The organism is Gilliamella intestini (genome assembly GCF_900094935.1).
Lineage (GTDB): Bacteria > Pseudomonadota > Gammaproteobacteria > Enterobacterales > Orbaceae > Gilliamella > Gilliamella intestini.
The window spans coordinates 1-21,069 of sequence record NZ_FMBA01000025.1; the positions used below are offsets into that span (position 1 = coordinate 1).

At 35.0% G+C, this 21,069-nt stretch carries 20 protein-coding genes; 12 read left to right on the plus strand and 8 right to left on the minus strand.

From position 1 onward, the window contains the following. The coding region (locus tag GA0061080_RS07570) for an IS3 family transposase (RefSeq protein ID WP_141683115.1) at nucleotides 1-587 on the plus strand (587 nt) is incomplete at its 5' end. A gap of 54 nt (nucleotides 588-641) precedes the next feature. Here the strand turns inward: GA0061080_RS07570 and GA0061080_RS07575 are convergent. The 7 genes from GA0061080_RS07575 to GA0061080_RS07605 all read right to left on the minus strand — a co-directional run bounded on the left by GA0061080_RS07575 (nucleotide 642) and on the right by GA0061080_RS07605 (nucleotide 7,826). After that, nucleotides 642-1,265, minus strand: coding sequence for an integrase core domain-containing protein (locus GA0061080_RS07575; RefSeq protein ID WP_209435768.1), 624 nt, complete (start codon nucleotides 1,263-1,265; stop codon nucleotides 642-644). Then, the gene (locus GA0061080_RS13140; protein ID WP_091123566.1) at nucleotides 1,219-1,341 is read right to left on the minus strand and encodes a hypothetical protein; all 123 of its coding nucleotides are present in this window, start codon (nucleotides 1,339-1,341) and stop codon (nucleotides 1,219-1,221) included. The genes GA0061080_RS07575 and GA0061080_RS13140 overlap by 47 nt, the downstream gene beginning before the upstream one ends. Nucleotides 1,342-1,651: 310 nt before the next feature. Further along, nucleotides 1,652-1,960 (minus strand): N(4)-acetylcytidine aminohydrolase, encoded by a 309-nt coding sequence (gene yqfB / locus GA0061080_RS07585; protein ID WP_091123569.1) that lies wholly within the window; start codon nucleotides 1,958-1,960, stop codon nucleotides 1,652-1,654. A 43-nt stretch (nucleotides 1,961-2,003) separates the two neighbouring features. Further along, the gene (bglX, locus tag GA0061080_RS07590; protein WP_439330223.1) at nucleotides 2,004-4,283 is read right to left on the minus strand and encodes a beta-glucosidase BglX; all 2,280 of its coding nucleotides are present in this window, start codon (nucleotides 4,281-4,283) and stop codon (nucleotides 2,004-2,006) included. Nucleotides 4,284-4,544: 261 nt separating this feature from the next. After that, the gene (locus GA0061080_RS07595) at nucleotides 4,545-5,036 is read right to left on the minus strand and encodes a YajQ family cyclic di-GMP-binding protein (protein ID WP_025316067.1); all 492 of its coding nucleotides are present in this window, start codon (nucleotides 5,034-5,036) and stop codon (nucleotides 4,545-4,547) included. Between the two features lie 103 nt (nucleotides 5,037-5,139). Then, nucleotides 5,140-5,964, minus strand: coding sequence for a 2,3,4,5-tetrahydropyridine-2,6-dicarboxylate N-succinyltransferase (dapD, locus tag GA0061080_RS07600; RefSeq protein ID WP_034910674.1), 825 nt, complete (start codon nucleotides 5,962-5,964; stop codon nucleotides 5,140-5,142). Between the two features lie 737 nt (nucleotides 5,965-6,701). Further along, on the minus strand, nucleotides 6,702-7,826 hold the full coding sequence (locus tag GA0061080_RS07605) for a hypothetical protein (protein ID WP_091123575.1): 1,125 nt from the start codon (nucleotides 7,824-7,826) through the stop codon (nucleotides 6,702-6,704). A gap of 940 nt (nucleotides 7,827-8,766) precedes the next feature. Here GA0061080_RS07605 and GA0061080_RS07610 point away from each other — a divergent pair. From GA0061080_RS07610 to GA0061080_RS07625, 4 genes are read left to right on the plus strand one after another with little or no spacing between them, the layout of a single operon-like run. Further along, the gene (locus tag GA0061080_RS07610) at nucleotides 8,767-9,243 is read left to right on the plus strand and encodes a prepilin-type N-terminal cleavage/methylation domain-containing protein (protein ID WP_091123578.1); all 477 of its coding nucleotides are present in this window, start codon (nucleotides 8,767-8,769) and stop codon (nucleotides 9,241-9,243) included. Then, complete coding sequence (locus GA0061080_RS07615) at nucleotides 9,237-9,800, plus strand: prepilin peptidase-dependent protein (protein ID WP_091123582.1); 564 nt, start codon at nucleotides 9,237-9,239, stop codon at nucleotides 9,798-9,800. The genes GA0061080_RS07610 and GA0061080_RS07615 overlap by 7 nt, the downstream gene beginning before the upstream one ends. Next, complete coding sequence (locus GA0061080_RS07620) at nucleotides 9,784-10,224, plus strand: DUF2509 family protein (protein ID WP_141683116.1); 441 nt, start codon at nucleotides 9,784-9,786, stop codon at nucleotides 10,222-10,224. Before GA0061080_RS07615 ends, GA0061080_RS07620 begins: the two co-directional genes overlap by 17 nt. Next, nucleotides 10,217-10,546: a prepilin-type N-terminal cleavage/methylation domain-containing protein gene (locus GA0061080_RS07625; RefSeq protein ID WP_091123586.1), complete on the plus strand. Its 330-nt coding sequence runs from the start codon at nucleotides 10,217-10,219 to the stop codon at nucleotides 10,544-10,546. Before GA0061080_RS07620 ends, GA0061080_RS07625 begins: the two co-directional genes overlap by 8 nt. A gap of 21 nt (nucleotides 10,547-10,567) precedes the next feature. Here the strand turns inward: GA0061080_RS07625 and GA0061080_RS07630 are convergent, their stop codons facing one another. Then, on the minus strand, nucleotides 10,568-11,317 hold the full coding sequence (locus tag GA0061080_RS07630) for an alpha/beta fold hydrolase (protein WP_091123590.1): 750 nt from the start codon (nucleotides 11,315-11,317) through the stop codon (nucleotides 10,568-10,570). Between the two features lie 136 nt (nucleotides 11,318-11,453). On the opposite strand from GA0061080_RS07630, the gene GA0061080_RS07635 reads away from it, so the two are divergent. From GA0061080_RS07635 to rmuC, 7 genes are all read left to right on the plus strand, one after another. Further along, nucleotides 11,454-13,394: an exoribonuclease II gene (locus tag GA0061080_RS07635; RefSeq protein ID WP_091123593.1), complete on the plus strand. Its 1,941-nt coding sequence runs from the start codon at nucleotides 11,454-11,456 to the stop codon at nucleotides 13,392-13,394. A gap of 200 nt (nucleotides 13,395-13,594) precedes the next feature. After that, complete coding sequence (locus tag GA0061080_RS07640; RefSeq protein ID WP_245174458.1) at nucleotides 13,595-13,834, plus strand: YecH family metal-binding protein; 240 nt, start codon at nucleotides 13,595-13,597, stop codon at nucleotides 13,832-13,834. 203 nt (nucleotides 13,835-14,037) lie between these two features. Further along, nucleotides 14,038-14,700: a hypothetical protein gene (locus GA0061080_RS07645; protein WP_091123601.1), complete on the plus strand. Its 663-nt coding sequence runs from the start codon at nucleotides 14,038-14,040 to the stop codon at nucleotides 14,698-14,700. An 18-nt stretch (nucleotides 14,701-14,718) separates the two neighbouring features. After that, complete coding sequence (locus tag GA0061080_RS07650) at nucleotides 14,719-16,281, plus strand: glucan biosynthesis protein G (protein ID WP_091123605.1); 1,563 nt, start codon at nucleotides 14,719-14,721, stop codon at nucleotides 16,279-16,281. Between the two features lie 33 nt (nucleotides 16,282-16,314). Beyond that, on the plus strand, nucleotides 16,315-18,675 hold the full coding sequence (gene mdoH, locus GA0061080_RS07655; RefSeq protein WP_091123608.1) for a glucans biosynthesis glucosyltransferase MdoH: 2,361 nt from the start codon (nucleotides 16,315-16,317) through the stop codon (nucleotides 18,673-18,675). Nucleotides 18,676-18,737: 62 nt separating this feature from the next. Continuing rightward, nucleotides 18,738-19,712: an elongation factor P--(R)-beta-lysine ligase gene (epmA, locus tag GA0061080_RS07660; RefSeq protein ID WP_091123611.1), complete on the plus strand. Its 975-nt coding sequence runs from the start codon at nucleotides 18,738-18,740 to the stop codon at nucleotides 19,710-19,712. 2 nt (nucleotides 19,713-19,714) lie between these two features. Then, entirely contained in the window at nucleotides 19,715-21,067 is a 1,353-nt protein-coding gene (gene rmuC, locus GA0061080_RS07665; RefSeq protein WP_091123614.1) for a DNA recombination protein RmuC, read from the plus strand. Nucleotides 21,068-21,069: the final 2 nt, after the last annotated feature.

The window sequence follows — 21,069 nt, forward strand, 5'->3', positions numbered from 1 at the left end:
TATCAAAATACACCGTTAAACGTTATCAATCACACACTACGGAAGTGAATGAAACCGCCACAGAAAATCACCTGCAACGACAATTTGATGTAGGTGATAAAAAACAAATTGTTGTTGCGGATTTAACCTATATTCAAGTTAAGCAACGTTGGAACTATTTATGTGTTTTAGTGAACTTATCCGATAGGCAGATTGTCGGTTACCATGTTGGTCAACATAAAACAGCAGAGCTTGTTATGTCGGCATTAAGCCAAATTAAACAACCATTATCAAAATTGGATTTATTTCATTCAGACCGAGGTAAAGAGTTTGATAATCGGTTATTAGCGGATTGTTTTAAGACATTTAATATCACGCACTCATTAAGCAAGAAAGGATGTCCTTATGACAATGCGGTAGCGGAAGCGACATTTAAAACAATTAAAACGGAATTTGTAAAAGGCCAACGTTTCAACTCAACGGCTGAGTTACAACGCGCTTTTTCGGCTTATGCTTATTGGTATAATCATAAACGATTACATTCTTCGTTAGGCTACTTGCCTCCCGTTGAATTTAAAAAACACTTACCCCTTAATTTTTTTGTTTGAAAATGTGTTGCCATTCCACCATTCCACCATTCCAGTAGGAAAACGCCGAGTTGTTTACACGCCATGATTAAAATAATCCGCTAAAAATGCATAAGGCGTTTTGCCTGAAATTCCTTTATGCGGTTTAACCGTATTATAAAAATTAATAAAGTGTTTCAATTTTAGTTTTCTCTCTTTTGAATCGTTAAATATTTGCTGATTATGCACATCGCAATTCAAAGTTCGTATCACTATTTCGGCTTTCCCATTCTTTTGTGGGCAGGTGGGCTTGGTGAATTTTTGATTAATACGATGGCTATGGCACGTTTTAACAAATAGGTGTTCATTGGCGCCTTGATATTCACGTCCATTATCGGAATAAATACATGTAGTGGTATAAGTACACTGGGCTAACACATCGTTTTGTAAAAATTGTGCTGCGCTAAATTGGGATTTATCTGGGTAAATACCCGTATAAAGCTCACGTGAAAAATCATCAATGCCAACAAATAAATATTCTCTAATTTGCTGTTTTTTTTCATTTTTAAGTAAAGGTAAACGTTTGGTATCAACGTGTAGCATTTCACCAGGATAGGTTTTGTTATAGCGTTTAGCTTGCCGTCTTAATTTATCTTCAATCGATTTTTCGATTTTAACCAGACGTTTTAATATCATAACTAATGATTTTATAACGTTCATTTTTACTGGTTAAAGGCACAAACAGCTTCAATCGGGCTTTCTTTATTACGTTATAAATGGTAGGACGACTGACCATAAAGCGTTTTGCCAAATCAGTGACCGTTATTTTTTCTTTACTTAAAAAGCAAACCAAACAACAAACGAGAGAATATTTATTTGTTGGTATTAAACATGATTTTTTTAGTTTTTTTACATAAACGCAGTACACTCCTGAAAGTTTTTGACAAAATAACGCTATTTTATTTTTTAGATAAAATTTTTGTTTAGATAAACTGAGTAATAACTAGCATATCAAGCAAAAATTGACAAAATAAGCTTATGTGTTTTTAGTGAGTAACAATATTAATTGTCATCAATCTGGGACACATTAACAATGCGTCTTTTTATTATAAGAGCGAAAAATGAATTACAAAAAAATGATTTTCATTGGGATATATGTCAGAAATTACTTTTTTTAAATCACTTAACGTCATATTCTCTTGTTTTGCATGTTCTTCTGTTAATTGCTCAAGGGTTATTGGTGTAACACTAATTATTTTTATAGTACAAAAATACTCATCAGTTTCAAAAGTTCCAACCCGAAGTTTATCACCTACTTTAAAATGTGATTCGCTTCTATCTCGAATTGTAATAACTTTTAAACCAACTAAAATATCAGACTTAAACCGTTGATAAAAAGTAATATCATTTTGCACAGCATTATCCTATGTTAAAATTAACCAAACTACTTAATAACTATTAATCAAGTAAGGTAAAGGTTTGCTTATTTTGCGTCGTTGAATCACTGCCAATAAACACATTAAATTTTCCTGGTTCGGCAACATATTGCATTTTATCATTCCAGAATTTTAACATGTCATATTTAATAACAAATTCTACTTCGCCTTTTTCGTGTGGTTTTAAACTAATATTTTCAAAACCAATTAACTCTTTAACTGGGCGGCTTACTGATGCGGTTACATCTTGCAAATAGAGTTGTACTGTTTGCATGCCTTCTTTATTGCCGATATTTTCAACATTGACTTTAACGATAATTTCACCATTTTTGTTCATTTCAGAACTTGATAATGAAAAGTCCATTGCAAAGTTGGTATAACTTAAACCAAAACCAAATGGAAATAACGGCTCATTAGGACTATCAAAATACGAGGTTGTATATTTGCCCATATTTTCCGTACCACGAGGACGGCCTGTATTCAAATGGCTATAATAGACTGGGATCTGCCCAACATTATAAGGAAAAGACATGGGTAATTTACCCGAAGGGTTATAGTCACCAAATAGTACATCGGCAATGGCATTACCGCCTTCCGTTCCTAAAAACCACGTTTCAAGCATCGCATCAGCTTGCGCATATTCTTCAGATAATGTTAATGGACGACCATTCATTAAAACAATCACCAACGGTTTACCAGTTTTTTTCAATGCTTTAAGCAACTGTTTTTGAGTGGCTGGTAAAGAGAGATCTGTTCGGCTTGATGATTCATGCGCCATACCTTCAGCCTCACCAACAAAGGCAATCACAACATCCGCTTTTTTGGCTATCTTGACCGCTTCGGTAATCATTTTATCGGCTGGTCGATTATCAAATTTGCTTGTTTCTCCGTACAAATTTAAGAATCGATACAAATTTGCATCATCTGAAAGGTTAGCACCAAATGCGTAACTCACTGAATTTGAATTATTGACCGCTCGTTTAATGCCTTCTAATGGCGTCACCGCCAAATTAACTCTACCGGCCCCTGACCAACTACCTAAAATATCGCGTTGTGAATCAGCTAATGGGCCAACGATTGCGATTTTTTTATTTTTAGTTAGTGGTAAAATTTCATCGTTATTTTTTAATAGTACAATACTACGGCGTGCCACATCACGCGCTTCCTTACGATGCAAACGATCGTTAGCAAACATGGTTTCGATATCTAATTTTGGATCTAAGTTGCGATAAGGATCACTAAATAACCCCATATCGTATTTTAGCTCTAAAACATGACGGCAAGCTTGGTTAATTTCATCTTCGCTAATTGCCCCTTCTTTAACCAATTCTGGTACAAATTGCAAAAAATATTCATCATTCATACTAATATCAATGCCTGCTTTAATCGCAACTCGCACAGCATCTTTAGGATCGCTAGCTACACCATGATTAATTAGTTCACGTATCGCCCCATGATCACTTACTACAACGCCATCAAAATGCCATTGATTACGTAATACCTCAGTTAATAACCAATGATTTGCCGTTGCAGGAATCCCATTAACACTCACAAGTGAAACCATCACCACACGGCTACCTGCATCAATTGCGGCTTTATAAGGCACAAGATACTCTTGGAACATTTTACGTTCACTCATATCCGTGCTGTTATATTCACGCCCTCCTTCAACTGCACCATAAAGTGCAAAATGTTTTACTGATGTCACCAATGATTTTTTATCGGCAAGCGATTGTTTTTGCATCTTTTCAACAAAAATACGTCCAGCCTCTGATGTTAAATAAGGATCTTCTCCAAATCCTTCAGACACGCGCCCCCATCTAGGATCACGTGTAATATCAACCATTGGCGCCCAAGTTATATTTAACCCATCCGATGTAGCCTCGTCAGCTGACACTTCGGCAGCTTTTGCTATTGCACTTCGATCCCAGGTGGATGCAATACCTAAATTAATCGGGAAGACAGTCCTATGACCATGAATTACATCAAAACCCAAAAATAGAGGAATTTTATTGGGAGATTTTAGAGCACGCTCCTGCATTTGAGACAGGTCTGGTTCGACAACAGTATTAAAAATACCCCCTATTTCACCTGCTTGGATTTGATCGAGCACTTTATTTAGTGTTAGATCACCACCAACGCTCACTAAACGCAGTTGCCCTACTTTTTCTTGGAGCGTCATTTTTGATAATAGATTATCGATAAAGACTTTCTTTTCTGCGCTTGCATCACCATTTGGTTCTTGCGCCAATAAAAGCCCTGAAAAGACAAGAAAAAATAGAAATAACGCTAATTTTTTTATCATCATAATGAATATTGTTATAATTAAGAGGATAGACAAGTAAATAGCATAACGTATTCATCAAAAAAAATCTTGTTCTTTAGGTTACTTATGTTTAAGTTTTAAAGCACTATAGTTTTATTTTATAGGCAATAAGGTGCAAATGAGACCTTTCTTAATCTTTTTGATTTTATTTAAAGTTCTTTACAAAAACGAAGGTAAATAACTATTTGGAAAAGATAATATTGCCGACAAATATCGGCATATTACTCAAATAAAGAATTAGTCTCTAAAATTAGTAAACTGGAATGGTTGGCCAAATTCGCCATTTCTAACTAACGCCATCGTCGCTTGTAGATCATCACGTGATTTACCTGTAACTCGGACTTGTTCACCTTGCACTTGAGCTTGTACTTTAATTTTGCTATCTTTGATTGCTTTTACAATTTTTTTAGCTAACTCTTTATCAATACCCTGCTTAAGTTTAACCGTAATACTATAAAGCTTACCGCTGTGCTCCATTTCTTCAGGGATTTCAAGTGCACCACCATCAATACCACGTTTAGCAAGTTTGTCTCGCAAAATGTCAAGTAATTGCTGTACTTGGAAATCAGATTGGCTTGTTGCTTTAATCGTTTCATTTTTTTCATTTAATTCAAACGATGCTTCAACATTTTTAAAATCCCAACGGGTAGCTAACTCTCGAGTGGCATTTTCAACACCATTTTTAACTTCTGGCATTTGGATTTCAGAAACGATATCAAAAGAAGGCATAAATTCTCCTCTTCTAATGGTTATAAAACTAAAATTATCTAGTTAATAAATAGAATGATTGTCGCCTAACAATAATTTAGACGACTTTAAATATAAGCGTGAATTAGTCGATAGTACGAAGCAATTCATTAATACCTACTTTACCTAAAGTTTTAGCATCAACTTTTTTCACAATAACTGCACAATAAAGACTATATTTGCCATCTTTTGTCGGTAAGTTACCGGAAACCACTACAGAGCCTGCAGGCACACGTCCATAGTGAATTTCGCCCGTTGCACGGTCGTAAATTTTAGTACTTTGACCAATAAACACACCCATTGAAATTACGCTGCCTTCTTCGACAATTACACCTTCAACAATTTCACTGCGTGCGCCAATAAAACAGTTATCTTCAATAATGGTTGGGTTAGCTTGTAACGGCTCTAAAACACCACCAATACCAACACCACCTGACAGGTGAACATTTTTACCGATTTGCGCACAAGAACCAACTGTCACCCATGTATCAACCATCGTACCTTCATCGACATAAGCACCAATATTGACATAAGATGGCATTAATACAGTATTTCGAGCAACATAGGCACCTTTACGAGCAATAGCAGATGGAACAACACGGAAACCTTCTTGTTGGAATCTTGCTTGATCATATTCAGCAAATTTTAATGGCACTTTGTCATAATAGTTAGTCGGACCGCCATCAATCAGTTGGTTTTCGTTAATGCGGAAAGAGAGCAAAACCGCTTTTTTTAACCATTGATGAGTTACCCAATCACCATTGATTTTTTCTGCGACACGCATTTTACCACTGTCTAATAAAGCAATGCATTGGTTAATCGCATCACGTGTAACTGTATCAACATTTGACGGTGTAATCTCAGCACGACGTTCAAATGCTGCTTCAATAATAGTTTGTAATTGTTGCATCTCAAGTTTCCTTTAATTTATAGTCCGTTAGCAAATAATAATTAGATGGACAGTATAATATAATCTTTCTTGCTTTTTAAGTGGTTTAATCAAAACACCACAATCAATATCCAAGCAATCAAAAACAATCGAAATCTTAGTAAAGTCATAGGAAATCACAAAAAAACAGAAAAATAAAAGCTTTAATAAAAATCAATACCTTTTCTGATCACTTTTGGGATGTAATTGCACTGCTTTTTAACACAAAACAACTCACAAAAACCACCTAAGGCTATGTTATTTGTCTTATTCTGGCGTCAGACAAATTTGTCTGGAACAAATTTGAACATCTGAGCACTGCGAAGATGGCCTCGTAGAGGCGAGTATCAGGATGATACGAGTAGCGCCGTAGACACATTATGCGCTAAAGCGTGGGATTGCAAAGGGAATTCTCTTTAATTCCCTTTGCTCGGACGTGGTCACTGTGGCTATTTTGTTCACCTAAGGTCAAAACGTCCGAAACCTTGCCGTACTATAAATAGACCACGAATTTAAACCGCCACAGCGTAATCATTAGAATTGCCAACCACGTTTTCAGCGTCGGCGGCGGGGGCGGCGCTATTGTGGCTTTGCCACAATAGCGCAACCCTAAGGAAAACGCCCCAACTTACGCGGGGGCTTTATTCTTTGTTATATTATCCTCTCAAGCACCGTAACCCCCTTCCGCGCCCTAAGGATTAAGAACTAAACGCTAAAAGCTAAGGTGCGGTGCAAAGGACATTGCGGGAGTTGCTGGGTTTGCTGTTGATGACGCTGCCGTTGTCCGAGTCGATAAGGAAATGGGAGCTACCTGTCAAGCCGCTCGAGTCGATAAGGAAATCGGAGCTACCTGTCGCGTCGCTCGTCCAGAAGAAGCTGTAGCCGCAGCAGTACGCATCACGGTAGGAGCTCACGTAGCCCCACTCCGTGAAAAAGCCAGCGCCTATGTGACGCTTGTAATGATCACCTGATGAACTAGGTGTTGCACCATCTATGTTATTTACACAGGGGAAGTCCCGACCATCTACACCACACTTCGCATTTGTTAAATCCCTTACCCGTGGCATACTATAACCCAAACTTCTACACCATGCTAAGTGGTCACTATAATCTCTATCCCCATTCACCCGAAGAACGAACCACTGCTTTAGCACAAAGCCATATTTAATGACCTCGTTCCCCTTTCTATCCCTACCCACTAACTCAAACGTCTGCGGTAACCTTGGCTTAACAATTGGGCTAGGATGAGGATTCTTCCATTGATTTCTTGCCTCTGGACCTGTTAACTTAACACGGGCTACAACTCCCCTATCTCCATCAGGAATCCACCAATCCTCAGCTACAACATTTGTCACTGTTGCAGTAATTCCCTCATGCGTGACCGGTTCCCATGTCAATTCTTCGGGTTCTATTCCTGTTATGAGTAAATCAAAATATAAATTATGCGCACCCGTGGTCGGGAAATTTAGATCGTATGATGACCGATCGGCTGGTTTAACTAAGAAACCATGATCAGGATCCCATATGTCAACTGGGCCTGCAAATCGGCCGTCACCCGAAGATAAAGCCGGCCTTACATAATCAATAACTGGCGACAGCATTATTATTGCATCACTACGATTACCCGCACGAACCTTTTTGCTATTTGCCTGTACATTCCATGACGATGACAATAATAACAATGCTAATACTAGCAAAGCTGTTTTAGGTGATTTGAGCGATAATTTCGAAGATATAAATAAGTTTTGTGTAAAAACTCGTCGAATAGGATTATTTGATAAATTTAAGACATAGGTTTGCTTGTGCCTTGTGCCTTGTGCCTTGTGCCTAAAATAATAATGCATTTTGTTCCGTCTGTCAAGTAATATTTTGTTTTATTTCGATTTTTTATAATTATTCGCTTATTTAATAAGCTTGTTTTCCTACAGCGATAAAAGTATAACCATTTATAAAATAGTTGGCTAGTTTTTTGGCGGATTTTTTGTAAAGTAATGAAAGCAAACTTAAAGAAACATAAAGATAGAAATGATCAAGTTATAAAAATAGGTGAATTTTCTAATTAAAATATATGTTAGTTTTAGGATTTTTTAACTTTTGTGGAATGATTAATATTGGTGATAACATCTAAAACGCAAACACACCAAACAGCCCAGTTTAATGTGCTAGCTTTACTTTGTTATCGGTATATTTTGGCGCTCTGATAAGGCAAACTTATTAATATTGTGGAGCTATAGATGTGTTTTTTGCTCTAAAATCACTCAGGTGAAATATTGATTTTATTGAATTTTTTCGTTAAGTTCCTAGATTACACCATGAAGTGTAATTCGTCTTAACGCTTAGAATAAAAAGCGACAGGGCTTTTAAACTTATGCCGTTTTCTTGTGTGTGAGTTCAATAGATATTGTGTATAGTTATAAATACAAAAATCTAGTATCTTTCCTTCCTAGAAAGGTGATTATAATGCATAGCAATCTCCAAACTGTGGTGGTGCGAAGGTGCTAGTATAAATCACCTTTCTACTTTCTTCACTCCACCGTGTTTAAAATTGCACTTCATGTTTGAATTCAAGAAAAACAAAATAAAAACCTTAATAAAATCAATATACTTGCCAACCGCTTTTTGACGTAATTTTTAAATAAACTTTTCATCAAAACAAAAAGCAAAGTATTAACGAAAAAAACACAATTTATTTGAGCAATGTATCACAAATCTAGAATGTCAAATAACCAATTGTTTAATTAAAATGTACTCTGCAACTATCGTGATAGTTACCAAGACAATATTATGCAAAATTTGGGATTTTCATTACTGGAGTTGTTAATAACTGTCTGTATTAGTGCCATTTTAGCTGCTATTGGTATTGAATATTGGAAAGAACAGCAACTTCAAAACGAGTTAGCATCTACAACTAAGCAACTCGCTTATTTTATATATGAAGTTCAAATAAAAGCTTCAACTAAAAATGAAAATTATATTATTCATCAATTTACATCACCATGGTGCATTGCAATTACTCGCGATGAAAAACCTGCCTCATGCAGCGAGGGAGTGCTTTATTTCATGAAACCAGATAATTCTGTTGAAATTAGTGAACTATCAAACAATAAAGATGCCTTAATTTTAGGACGCCGTAACTTAGCACAAACAATGTCTTTTCAATTAAGAAATAAAATAGGTACCAGTAGGGTTTTTGTTTCCTTGCTTGGGCGCATCCGTTTTTGTGCAGAAAACAGTTATATAGTTGGCTTACCACCATGTTAAAAACAGCTGGATATTCCTTATTTGAAATGCTTATTAGCATCGTATTATCTAGCCTTATTATTATGGGAATGACATCTTTTTACATTCAATTACAAACCAACAACATGCAATATTACCAAAAAACACGCTTACAACAGGCTATCGACCTTGGGTTAGCAGGCATGAAAAAGGATATTAAGCGAGCAGGTTTTATTGCTAATGACCCTAAAAAAATAACAACTAAGGCCATTGAAGTTAATGAAAAGATGAAATGTATTATCCTTCGATATGACAGTGAAATTCGCAATTCTTGGGTGTGGAACGAGTTCAATCCTACAAAGTCAGATGTCTTTACCTATCGCTATAAAGGAAACAACATAGCTTATAGAACAGGATCACTAAATTGTTTAGGAAACAAGTGGGAAAACGTATTTGATTCAAATGAAATCAAAATTACCTACTTTCAAATAAAACAACTTCACGATACGATTGAGTTATCAATTGCGGCAGAACTAAGAAAAAATAAACAAATTAAATATTACACAACTGAAATCATCAAAAATGAAAATCGATTTTAAATTAAATCCCGTTTCGTCTGGATTTAGCACAATTATGATGATGATCATTTTGATGGTTGTGGGATTAGTGTTATTAATTGGTTTCAATTTACTTATTTGCTCCTGGCAAAAAGCCACTTTAATGAAAAACCAATACTATCGGCAATTTAATCAAGCTAATTCGTCGTTAACTTGGGCAACAACCCAAAATTGGCAAGCACCTAAAGCCAATTGGCATTGCATGACTGAACCAACGTACCAATTAAAAGCCTGCATAAAACTTTCTTTATTAAAAATTGATAATTATGTATTAGTCCGAGGCGAAGCCCAAGGTGAAGACTTCTTTTTATATACACTCGCACATTTTGATAATAATCGATTAATTGTCGAAAAAGGCCACTGGTTAGACTATTGTCCTGAAAAAAAGGCTATTTTTTGTGAATAATAAAAATTTTGCTGGCTTTAGCTTGATTGAAGTCATGATAACAACATTACTATTTTCAATTATTATGTTGGGTTTTATTAATTACCAACAAGCATTACTTAATAAACATCGCTACTTTGCCAACAATCTACGCGCCAATAAAATTGCGTTTCAGCTACTTGATAGCTATCCCTATACTAGCCATAAAATTATCCCTTCTGGTTGGCAATATAAGATCACAAGTAAAATCTATAATACCGAGTGTAAAATGGTGGAAATAACAGTTAGCACGCCTAGCAAACAAGTCATCAAACAACAACGTTTTTTTTGCGATTTACATTGATATTTATCTATTAAATTTCCTTCAGTCACCTAACCAGTTATGTAGAAGTTGTAAAACCTGTTGCGTTTTTTCGGCATGAACATTGTGCCCAGCCCCTTCAACCACTTTTATTTTTGCATTAGGGAACTGGTCAAAAATAGCTTGGTAAGTATCATCTGTAATATAAGCTGAATTACCGCCTCGTATAAATAACGTTGGTTTTGACCAAGGCGAAATTGTTTGCCAATCACAAATATGCCCATATTGCTCATTAATAGCTTGAATATTAAATAACCAACGCTTATTTTTAAACGATTTTAATAAAAAAAGTATGATTGCATCATTAATACCAGCTTGTTTCATTAAATCCATAATCTGTTTTTTATCGGTAATATGGTTGGTAAGGCAATAAGTTAATACTCTTAGAATAATCGCATTAGATGAACTGTGATATTTTATCGGTGCAATATCAATTGCTACTATTTTTTCAATAGTATCAGCAAGCAGTTGTGATAATTGCAAAGCAACCTTTCCGCCCATAGAATGACCAATTAGAATTATCTCTTTTAACTTTAAATCATGACAAAGTTCGGCTACATCTTCAGCCATCATTTGATAATCCATTTTATCAGACCAAGGCGAATGCCCATGATTACGCAGATCAACTTGCACGGTTTGATAATACTGCACAAAATCCTTCGCTAGCATATTTAAATTATCTAAACTCCCAAATACCCCATGTAAAAACACTATCGGCTGTCCATCACCCTGTAATTTATAGTTTAATTTCATACTCTAATTCGACTAATTATTTTAAGTGGCATTATTATACGTCTATTTTCAATACCATCACCGATTAATTCAATAACCACAATTTGCATAAATATGATAGAATTTAATACCAACTTTTTAACTAGTGTTAAGCTATATGTTTCAAAATAACCCTCTACTTGCACAATTAAAACAAGAACTCCATGAACAGACTCCCCGTGTTGAAGGTATTGTTCGGGCTCATGAAAAAGGATTTGGTTTTTTAGATACCGATAATAAAAAAAGTTATTTTATCCCTGTTGCTAAAATGAAAAGAGTTTGCAATGGTGATAAGGTCTCAGGGACAGTAATAAGTAATAACGATAAAGAGTCTTTTGAACCTGAATCATTAATTGAAAGTGCATTGCAAAAATTTATTGGCAAAATAGACTTTCAAGATCGTGCAATGGTTATTTTTCCTGAAAATATGTCAACTAATCTAGCCATTCGTTGCAAAATAAACAAGCAAGTTAGCGAAAAACTAAAAGAAGGTGATTGGGTTGTGGCAACGCTTGTTTCTCACCCTTTGCAAGAAGAACGGAATCAATTTCTTGCCGAAATTGTTCGTTTTGTTGCTGAAAGCAATTCACCTTATCAACTTTGGCTAAAAACTTTAGCGCGTTACGATTTAGAAACTCACGCCCCACAAATCGAATCATTGACAATTAACAATGCTGAACTTGATAACCGTCAAGATTTAACCGATGTTAATTTTTTCACTATCGATAGCGAAGATACAGAAGATATGGACGATGCTATTGCTATTTCTAAAGGTGAACAAGGGGATTATCAACTGATGGTTGCCATTGCTGATCCTACCGCTTATGTATTGCAAGATAGCGAACTTGATCATATTGCCAAAATCAGAAATTTTACAACTTATTTGCCTGATTTTAATATCCCTATGCTACCCAAAGAGCTTGCCAATGATTTATGTTCATTAAAAGCAAATCAAAAACGTCCAGCAATGATATGTAAAATGAATATTGACGAAACAGGCAATATTAATAGCGATGAGATCACTTTTATACCAGCGTGGATTGAATCAAAAGCTAAATTAACTTATAACAATGTCTCTAATTTTTTAGAAAATAATGAAGATTTAACAACCAATAATATTATTATCAAACAACAAATTAACTATTTAGCTAACTTAGCAAAAATTCGCATGACATGGCGACAAACCAATGCATTAGTTTTTAAAGATAACGGAGATTATCGTTTTGAACTTGATGAAAACCGTCAAGTTAAATCAATAATTAAAGAGTCTCGTCGGATTGCAAATCAAATAGTAGAAGAAGTCATGGTTTTAGCTAACCAAGCTTTAACATTGCAACTAAAAAATAAAATCGGCTTTGGAGTTTTTAATATCCATTCGGGTTTTGATAGTAAATATATTGAACAAGTAGTGACTTTTTTGAATGACAACGGAATAAGTGAATTTAATAAAGAATCACTATTATCTTTCGATGGCTATGTAAAGTTGCGTCGTATAATCGACAACACTCCATTTTTGTCCACAAAACTTCGTAAGTTCCAAAGTTCTGCGGATTTTTCAATTGAACCACATCCCCATTTTGGTTTGGGATTTGATGCCTATGCAACATGGACATCGCCAATACGCAAATATGGCGATATGGTCAACCATCGATTAATAAAAGCCTATATCCGCTCACAAAAATTAATGCCGCCTGATAAAGAACAACTAAAAAGCATGAATGAAAGGCGTAAAATGTTGCGCCTTGCTGAACGTGATATGGCCGAAAACCTTTATGCACAATACTTATCAGATAAAATCGATGAAACTTACTCCGCTGAAATTATTGATATTAATCGTGGTGGAGCGCGAATTCGTTTATGTGATATAGGTGCTTTTGCTTTTGTACCACTTTCAATGATTCATTCTGTCAAAGAGGAAATCGTCCCATTCCCTGATGAAGGCGTTATCAAAATTAAAGATAAGGTGTGCTATAAACTTGCCGATATCGTTACTGTTATTATTTGCCAAGTTAAAAATCAATCAATCATTGCCAAATTCTCTGATGAAGGTAAAAAATAAGCTTATTTTTACCCTGAATTTACAGATGTTATCATCACTACTTGCCCCAATATAAATCAGGGGGGGCAAGTCAAACCAAAATCAACCATATTTTTTTAATCTTTCCTCCCCCCTTTTTTTTATTAAAAATATCTGCTATCTTTCACTGCTCAAAATGACAAATTTTAAAATCTCAATCAACAACAATTTAGGAGGCCATAATGTCAATTCATGGACACGAAGTATTGCATATGATGGATGGAAAAAGTTATACAGAAGCTTCCTTACTTAACGCTATCAACGATAAGTTTGGAGTAGGTGCAAAGTTTCATACTTGTTCTCAGTCTGACATGAATGCTGAGCAACTTATCGCTTTTCTAAAAGCAAAAGGTAAATTTAAATCTTCTGTTGATCATGAATCTGAATTTACAGTAAATAACAAAAAAATATGTAAACATTAAAAAAACAACTGTATCTAATATATAATATGCTTTTTATAAATTTAGTTTAATCTGCTAGTGTTTTTAAATTAATAAGAGTATATAATTTTGCGCTACAACAATAATCGTTATAAATGGCTGTTGTTACTAATAATGTGACTAAATTAGTGGCAAAGTTGCTCGCTTTGAAATTAACTAAAGAATATGCTCATGGAATTTGATAAATGAAAGTAAGTAATATCCTTATATGTACCTTTGTTTCTATTCTTGTCACAAGCTGTGCAAAAAAAAATTTGCCAATAATAAATAATGAACCAATTTCCGAAACAGAGCAACTATCTCTATTAAAACAACAAACTGAAACTAACGACCCTTATGTTGTTGATGCTAAAAATCAGCTAATTCGGTTTGTTGGTGATAAAAACTTCGATAACTACATTATTAAACAAGGTATTCTAAATTGTAAAGGCAATAATAATCTCTCCTCTTGCGTATTGAATTTTTATTTAAATGAACTATATAAATTAAAGTATCATGTGCAACTCAAAAAAGTAGTTGAGGAAAACCAAGCCGAACATAATATGGAACTAAGTAAAATAAAAGCAACTGAAAACAATATAAAAAGTTATTGCCAATATTCAGCTGATTTCGTTGCAGCAATTTATACAAAAGATAATGCAAGAATAACACAATATTTTCGACCACAATTTAGAATGTCAGAACAAGATATCTCATCCTTAAAAGCAAAGATTACTAAAGATGACTATTCTTACTTCCTAATAAACGAAAACCCAAGCATTCTTCAAGAAATGAAAGTGGATTACGTTGAGAAATGCTTAGATGATCCAAAAAACAATATTATCAATTATTTCAATATTTTTAGATAATACTAACGCGAGTCTTTTATGTGCAATTTATTTCCAATTCATAAGTTTAATAAAACTTTAATTTGCAAGGTGCTTTGCTTAGCTTCAGCTACTTGTATTAGTTTTTCTGCATGGGCTTTTTCGCTTGATGATGTAGTTGAAAAAGCTGAAAAACTATCTAAAAAGGCTTATGTTCAACCATCTAAAAATATTCCTAATGAATTAGCTTCTTTGCAATTTGCGGATTATCAGAAAATCCTATTTAATCACCAAAAAGCTTATTGGGGTGATCAAAAAAGCCGATTTAAACTTGAATTTTATCATGAAGGCATGTACTTTGATGTTCCAATAAAAATTAATGAAATTGTTGATAATCAAGTTAATCCAATCCAATATGACCCTAGCTATTTTGATTTAAGCCAAATCAATCTTGATAAACTAGACACTAAAAATTTGGGTTTTGCTGGTTTTAAAGTCCATTATCCAATTAATAACCCAACAAAAACTGACGATGAAATATTTTCAGCGCTCGGCGGTAGTTATTTTCGTGCCGTGGGTAAAGATCAACATTATGGTCTTTCAGCAAGAGGACTTGCCATTGATACAGGCGAAATGTCGGGTGAAGAGTTCCCTCGATTTAAAGAGTATTGGATTGAAAGACCTCAAGCCAATCAAAAACACTTAATTATTTATGCTTTACTTGACTCACCAAGCGTAACTGGTGCTTATAAAATTACATTGATCCCAAGTATTGATACTACTGTTACAGTTCAAGCTAAGGTCTTTTTCCGCGATTCTGTAAAAAAACTTGGCATTGCCCCACTAACCAGTATGTTTTTATTTGGGCCTAATCAGCCATCACCATTATTAAATTACCGACCAGCAATGCATGACTCTAATGGTCTGTCAATTTTAGCTAATAATAACGAGTGGATCTGGCGTCCATTAAATAATCCTAAACGTCTATCGTTTTCATCGTATAGTTTAGAAAACCCAAAAGCTTTTGGCTTAATTCAGCGTGATAAAGGTTTTGATGATTATCAAGATCTCGATGATCACTATGAAAAACGACCAAGCGTTTGGACTGAAATTTTAGGCGATTGGCAAAAAGGACGAGTCGAATTAGTTGAAATCCCAACAGCAGACGAAACTAACGATAATATTGTCACTTTTTGGGTGCCAGAAAAACAATATAAAGCTGGCGACGTGCTTGATATAAAATATCGATTACATTATTCATTAAATGAAAATAAGCGTTACCCTAATAATGTCGCAAGAGCAGTTAGCACACGTTTATCGCTTGGCGATATAAAACAAGCCAATTTGATTCGTAAGCTTGATGGTTCTAATGCCTACGTAATCGACTTTGCTGGTCCTGAGTTATCAGAAAAATCACAAGTAAAAGTGATTTCAAGCATGAATAATGGCACTATCTTAACTTCTGAAGCTCAATACAACCCAGAAATTAAAGGCTGGCGGGTTATTGTTCGCTTCAACGTTGAAGACAGTAAAAAAGCAACTGATATTCGAGTACAACTCGCTTCGCAAGAAACCAATAAAGTAATTTCTGAAACGTGGAGTGGGCAATACCCAGCACAATAATAATAGTCATTATTATTATAATAAGATAAAAATATGAAAAAAGATTACTTTGCCAATCTTTCTGACGCTGAGCTTTGGCGTCAGAAATCAGAAAACAATACAATATCACCTGATGATGTCGATTTTTTAAAATATCGTTTAAATCAAATTGGTGATACCACCACTTTTATTGATGAACGAAAACAACAACCAAGTTATCCTGAAGTTGAACGCGTTTCAATTCAACCTCAAATCTGGAACCAGCGCTATATTGCCAAGTCAAAACATAACTTTAATATTTTAGCTATAATTCGACGCTTTATTATGTTTGCGCTGATTGTAGTACAAACATACTATGGAACCACTTATCTATCGTCTTTATTACCATACCAAAGTTGGCAAAAAATCAATTTTATGACTAATTGGGATATTAATCCTGAATTAGCCATCTACAGCATAATACCTTATATCATACAAGGGGCGATTATTGTCTTGTTTGCTATTTTGTTTTGCTGGATCTCTATTGGATTTTGGACCAGTATTATGGGACTAATTTTAGCCGTCATGGGTAAAGACCGTTACACTATCCCTATCCCCAAGGATCCTACATCACATATCGACGCAAAACGTCGAACCGCTCTTGTTATGCCAATTTGTAATGAAGATGTTGCTCGGGTATTTGCTGGGTTACAAGCAACTTATCAATCTTTAGCTGAAACAGGCCACGCAGCTTGTTGTGATTTTTATATATTAAGTGATACTAACGATCCCGATCTATATGTGAACGAACTTAAAGCTTGGGCTGAATTTAATGCAGCAAAACAAAACAATGGTTGCAACGTTTTTTATCGCCATCGCAAACGCCGAGTAAAACGTAAAAGTGGTAATATTGATGATTTTTGCCGTCGTTGGGGGCACCAATATGAATACATGATGATCCTTGATGCCGATAGTATCATGACAGGCGATTGTATTTTAAAAATGATCGCCATGATGGAAATGACACCTAAAGCAGGTATTTTACAATCACCACCAAAATCAGTCAGAATGACCACGCTTTATGGTCGTATTCAACAATTTGCCAACCAGATTTATAGTGATATATTTTGTGCTGGTACACACTTTTGGCAATTAAGCGAAGCGCAATATTGGGGACATAATGCAATGATTCGCTTAAAACCTTTTATTGAGCATTGCATATTATCGCCACTGCAAAAACGTAAGGGTCCAATTCATATCTTATCGCATGATTTAGTTGAGGCGACGCTTATGCGTCGTGCTGGTTATGGCGTCTGGATCGCTTATAATATGAATGGAAGTTATGAAGAGCTTCCTGGTAATATGATTGAAGATTTAAAACGTGATAATCGCTGGTGTATGGGTAACTTAATTAATTTAAGATTAATTTTCAAAAGTGGCATCAAATTAACCCATCGCATAATGTTTGTAACTAGCGGCATGGCTTATATTTCATCATTATTGTGGTTGGTATTTTTAATATTTTCGACATTATTATTATTGGTGTTTAATATTTCTGAGCCTCAATATTTCTTCCAACCTAACCAATTTTATCCGACTTGGCCAAGGTGGGATGAACAATTAGCCATTCAACTATTATCAACCACAATGGTTTTACTGTTTGCACCTAAATTCTTTAGCTACGGTATTATTATAGCCAGAACTGGGGCAAAAGATGTTGGCGGTATATTTAAATTAACTTTATCAATACTGATTGAAATGATTTGGTCAATGATTTTAGCGCCAATACGCATGATCTTTCATAGTAAATTTGTACTTAAAGCATGGATGGGCAGTAAAATTCAATGGAAGTCACCATCCCGAAGTGATGATGCGTTAACATGGGGGGAGTCATTTTATTTTTGTTGGCCACTGTCATTATTAGGTATTATCTGGTTAGGAGTAATTATCTGGTTAAATCCACAATTTACTTATTGGTATATAGCCATATTAATACCTTTAACCATTTCACCTTTAGTAATTAGAGTATCTGGGCTTTCAAGTATCGGCATGAAGGCAAAAAAAGCAGGACTATTTTTAACCCCTGAAGAAACGCATCCTACAAGAGCGGTTACTCTTACAGGCGAATATTTAATTAAAACTGAAACTGAATTTGTTGAGCATGGCTTTGTTATGGCGTTGGTCGATCCTATATATAATGCGCTTGCTTGCGCTTTATCGACTTCAAGACATAGAGTTAATAATAAAAACCAACAAAAACGCAATGAGCTTATTGAACAATATCAACACATAGACTTAGAAAAAATGAGTAAAGAAAAGCAGTTAGCGATTTTAGAAGATCCTATCATTCTTTCAACATTACATCGCCATATTTGGCAACAGCAAGAAAAATACGACAATCTATTCACTTTATGGCAAAATGAACGCCAACAATAAAAAATAGGGCTTTTGCCCTATTTTCTTTTTTTAGTAATAATCAAATTCCATGGATATTTTTTATGACTTGGCAACCTTCTGCATCTATTAATAATTTACTTAAGCGCGCAAAAATTACTTCTCAAGTACGGCAATTTTTTGCTGATCGCTGTATATTAGAAGTCGAAACGCCGACATTAAGCCAATATGCTGTAACAGACGTATATTTAAGCTCTTTCCACACCACATATTTAAAACCTGGGGAACTTGGCCAACAACAAGGGCGAAACATGTCATTAATTACCAGCCCTGAATATCATATGAAACGCTTACTAGCTGCAGGTAGTGGTCCAATTTATCAAATGTGTAAATGTTTTCGTAATCATGAAGAAGTCAGCCGTTATCATAACCCTGAATTTACCATGTTAGAATGGTATCGCATCCAATTTGATATGATGCAAATGATTAATGAAGTCGATGACCTATTACAAACTATTTTAGATTGTGAACCTGCTGAACGCATCTCTTATCAAAAAGCATTTCAACGGCATCTTAATATTGATCCTTTAGAAGTCGATCACGCAACCTTAGCCGATGCAGCAAATCAACTTAATATAGGGCTTAACACAGATAATTATGATAAAGATGGATTGTTACAATGCTTATTCACTTTCGGTATTGAACCTCATATTGGCCAAGACAAGCCCGTTGCTGTATTTAACTTTCCAGCATCACAAGCAGCATTAGCCGCTATTAGCCCAGAGGATCATCGTGTTGCTAGCCGTTTTGAGTTTTATTATAAAGGTGTTGAACTTGCCAATGGTTTTAAAGAACTCACTAACCCACAAGAACAACGTATTCGTTTTGAACAAAATAATTTGGATCGAGCTAACCAAAATCTACCTACACAAAATATTGATATTGAGTTACTAGCCGCAATGGAAGCAGGACTACCAGACTGTGCTGGCGTTGCTGTAGGGTTAGATCGTTTAATTATGCTCGCCCTAGCGTGCAACAACTTAGATGATGTCATTTCATTTACTTTTGAAAGGGCTTAATCATGTTTAACACTTTAGGACTAAGTGGGTGGTTTGCCATTATTATTGGCATTATTGCCTTAATTTTATTGGTGTTAATTATAAAGTCTCAACTAACGATTAATAATTTACACCAACTGTTTGATCTGCAATTGTTGCAAAAAAATGAAGAAAACCAAGATCTAACAACTCAAGTAAAACAGTTAAAGCATGAGTTAGAACTATATCGACAACAGAATTTGGCGCAAAATGTCAAAATCAGCGAGCTCAAAACGCGTTTAGAAGAAACGTTAAGTGCAACACATGAGCGACAAACCATACTAGAACAAAGTGAACAACGACTTACCACTCAATTTGAAAACCTAGCTAATCGCATTTTTGAACACAGTGGCAAAAAGATTGAACAACAAAATAAACAGAGCCTTGATTTTTTACTTTCACCACTTAAAGAACAGTTAGAAGGCTTCAAAAAACAAGTTCAAGATAGTTTTGGGCAAGAGGCTAAAGAGCGCCACACATTGACCCATGAAATTCGTAATTTGCAACAGCTTAATGCACAAATGAGCAAAGAGGCAACTAATCTAACCAATGCATTAAAAGGCAATAACAAAACCCAAGGAAACTGGGGAGAATTTATCTTAAGCCAGATTTTAGATAATTCTGGATTACGGTCAGGTTATGAATATGAAACACAAGTCAATTTAACTAACGAAAGTAATCAACGGTTGCAACCTGATGTCATTGTTCACTTACCGCAAGGTGGTGATGTGGTTATTGACTCAAAAGTGACCTTGGTTGCCTACGAACGCCATTTTAATAGTGATGACGAAAACGTTAAAGCAAAAGCAATGGCCGAACATTTAACGGCTGTGCGTAACCATTTAAAACAACTTAGTCAAAAAGATTATCATAAACTTATTGGCATTAATTCATTAGATTATATTTTGATGTTTATTCCTGTCGAGCCAGCATTTTTAAGTGCAATAGATAATGACCCAACATTAATTAACGATGCGCTGAAAAGTAATATTATGATAGTAAGCCCCACTACTTTATTAGTTGCATTACGAACTATCCATAATTTATGGCGATTTGAATATCAAAATCGTAATGCTGAACTTATTGCCGATAGAGCAAGCAAATTATATGACAAAATGCGTGGCTTTGTTGAAGATATGGAAAATCTGGGCAGTTGTTTAGACAAAGCTCAACAAACCTATCAAAATTCCATGAACAAATTATGTAAAGGTCGTGGCAATGTAATTGGACAAATTGAACGATTTCGTGAAATGGGTATCGAAGTTAAAAAACCGATTAATCCAGATATTACCTTATTATCAATCGATGAATTGAATAACGAAAATGAGAGTAAATAAAC

Excerpts from the sequence above, each read along its gene's own strand:
- GA0061080_RS07575 (WP_209435768.1), bottom strand. The coding sequence starts at position 1,265 with ATGAACGTTATAAAATCATTAGTTATGATATTAAAACGTCTGGTTAAA.
- GA0061080_RS13140 (WP_091123566.1), bottom strand. The coding sequence starts at position 1,341 with ATGGTCAGTCGTCCTACCATTTATAACGTAATAAAGAAAGCCCGATTG.
- GA0061080_RS07595 (WP_025316067.1), bottom strand. The coding sequence starts at position 5,036 with ATGCCTTCTTTTGATATCGTTTCTGAAATCCAAATGCCAGAAGTTAAA.
- dapD (WP_034910674.1), bottom strand. The coding sequence starts at position 5,964 with ATGCAACAATTACAAACTATTATTGAAGCAGCATTTGAACGTCGTGCT.
- GA0061080_RS07605 (WP_091123575.1), bottom strand. The coding sequence starts at position 7,826 with ATGCATTATTATTTTAGGCACAAGGCACAAGGCACAAGGCACAAGCAA.
- GA0061080_RS07610 (WP_091123578.1), top strand. The coding sequence starts at position 8,767 with ATGCAAAATTTGGGATTTTCATTACTGGAGTTGTTAATAACTGTCTGT.
- GA0061080_RS07615 (WP_091123582.1), top strand. The coding sequence starts at position 9,237 with ATGTTAAAAACAGCTGGATATTCCTTATTTGAAATGCTTATTAGCATC.
- GA0061080_RS07620 (WP_141683116.1), top strand. The coding sequence starts at position 9,784 with ATGAAAATCGATTTTAAATTAAATCCCGTTTCGTCTGGATTTAGCACA.
- GA0061080_RS07630 (WP_091123590.1), bottom strand. The coding sequence starts at position 11,317 with ATGAAATTAAACTATAAATTACAGGGTGATGGACAGCCGATAGTGTTT.
- GA0061080_RS07635 (WP_091123593.1), top strand. The coding sequence starts at position 11,454 with ATGTTTCAAAATAACCCTCTACTTGCACAATTAAAACAAGAACTCCAT.
- GA0061080_RS07640 (WP_245174458.1), top strand. The coding sequence starts at position 13,595 with ATGTCAATTCATGGACACGAAGTATTGCATATGATGGATGGAAAAAGT.
- GA0061080_RS07645 (WP_091123601.1), top strand. The coding sequence starts at position 14,038 with ATGAAAGTAAGTAATATCCTTATATGTACCTTTGTTTCTATTCTTGTC.
- GA0061080_RS07650 (WP_091123605.1), top strand. The coding sequence starts at position 14,719 with ATGTGCAATTTATTTCCAATTCATAAGTTTAATAAAACTTTAATTTGC.
- mdoH (WP_091123608.1), top strand. The coding sequence starts at position 16,315 with ATGAAAAAAGATTACTTTGCCAATCTTTCTGACGCTGAGCTTTGGCGT.
- epmA (WP_091123611.1), top strand. The coding sequence starts at position 18,738 with ATGACTTGGCAACCTTCTGCATCTATTAATAATTTACTTAAGCGCGCA.
- rmuC (WP_091123614.1), top strand. The coding sequence starts at position 19,715 with ATGTTTAACACTTTAGGACTAAGTGGGTGGTTTGCCATTATTATTGGC.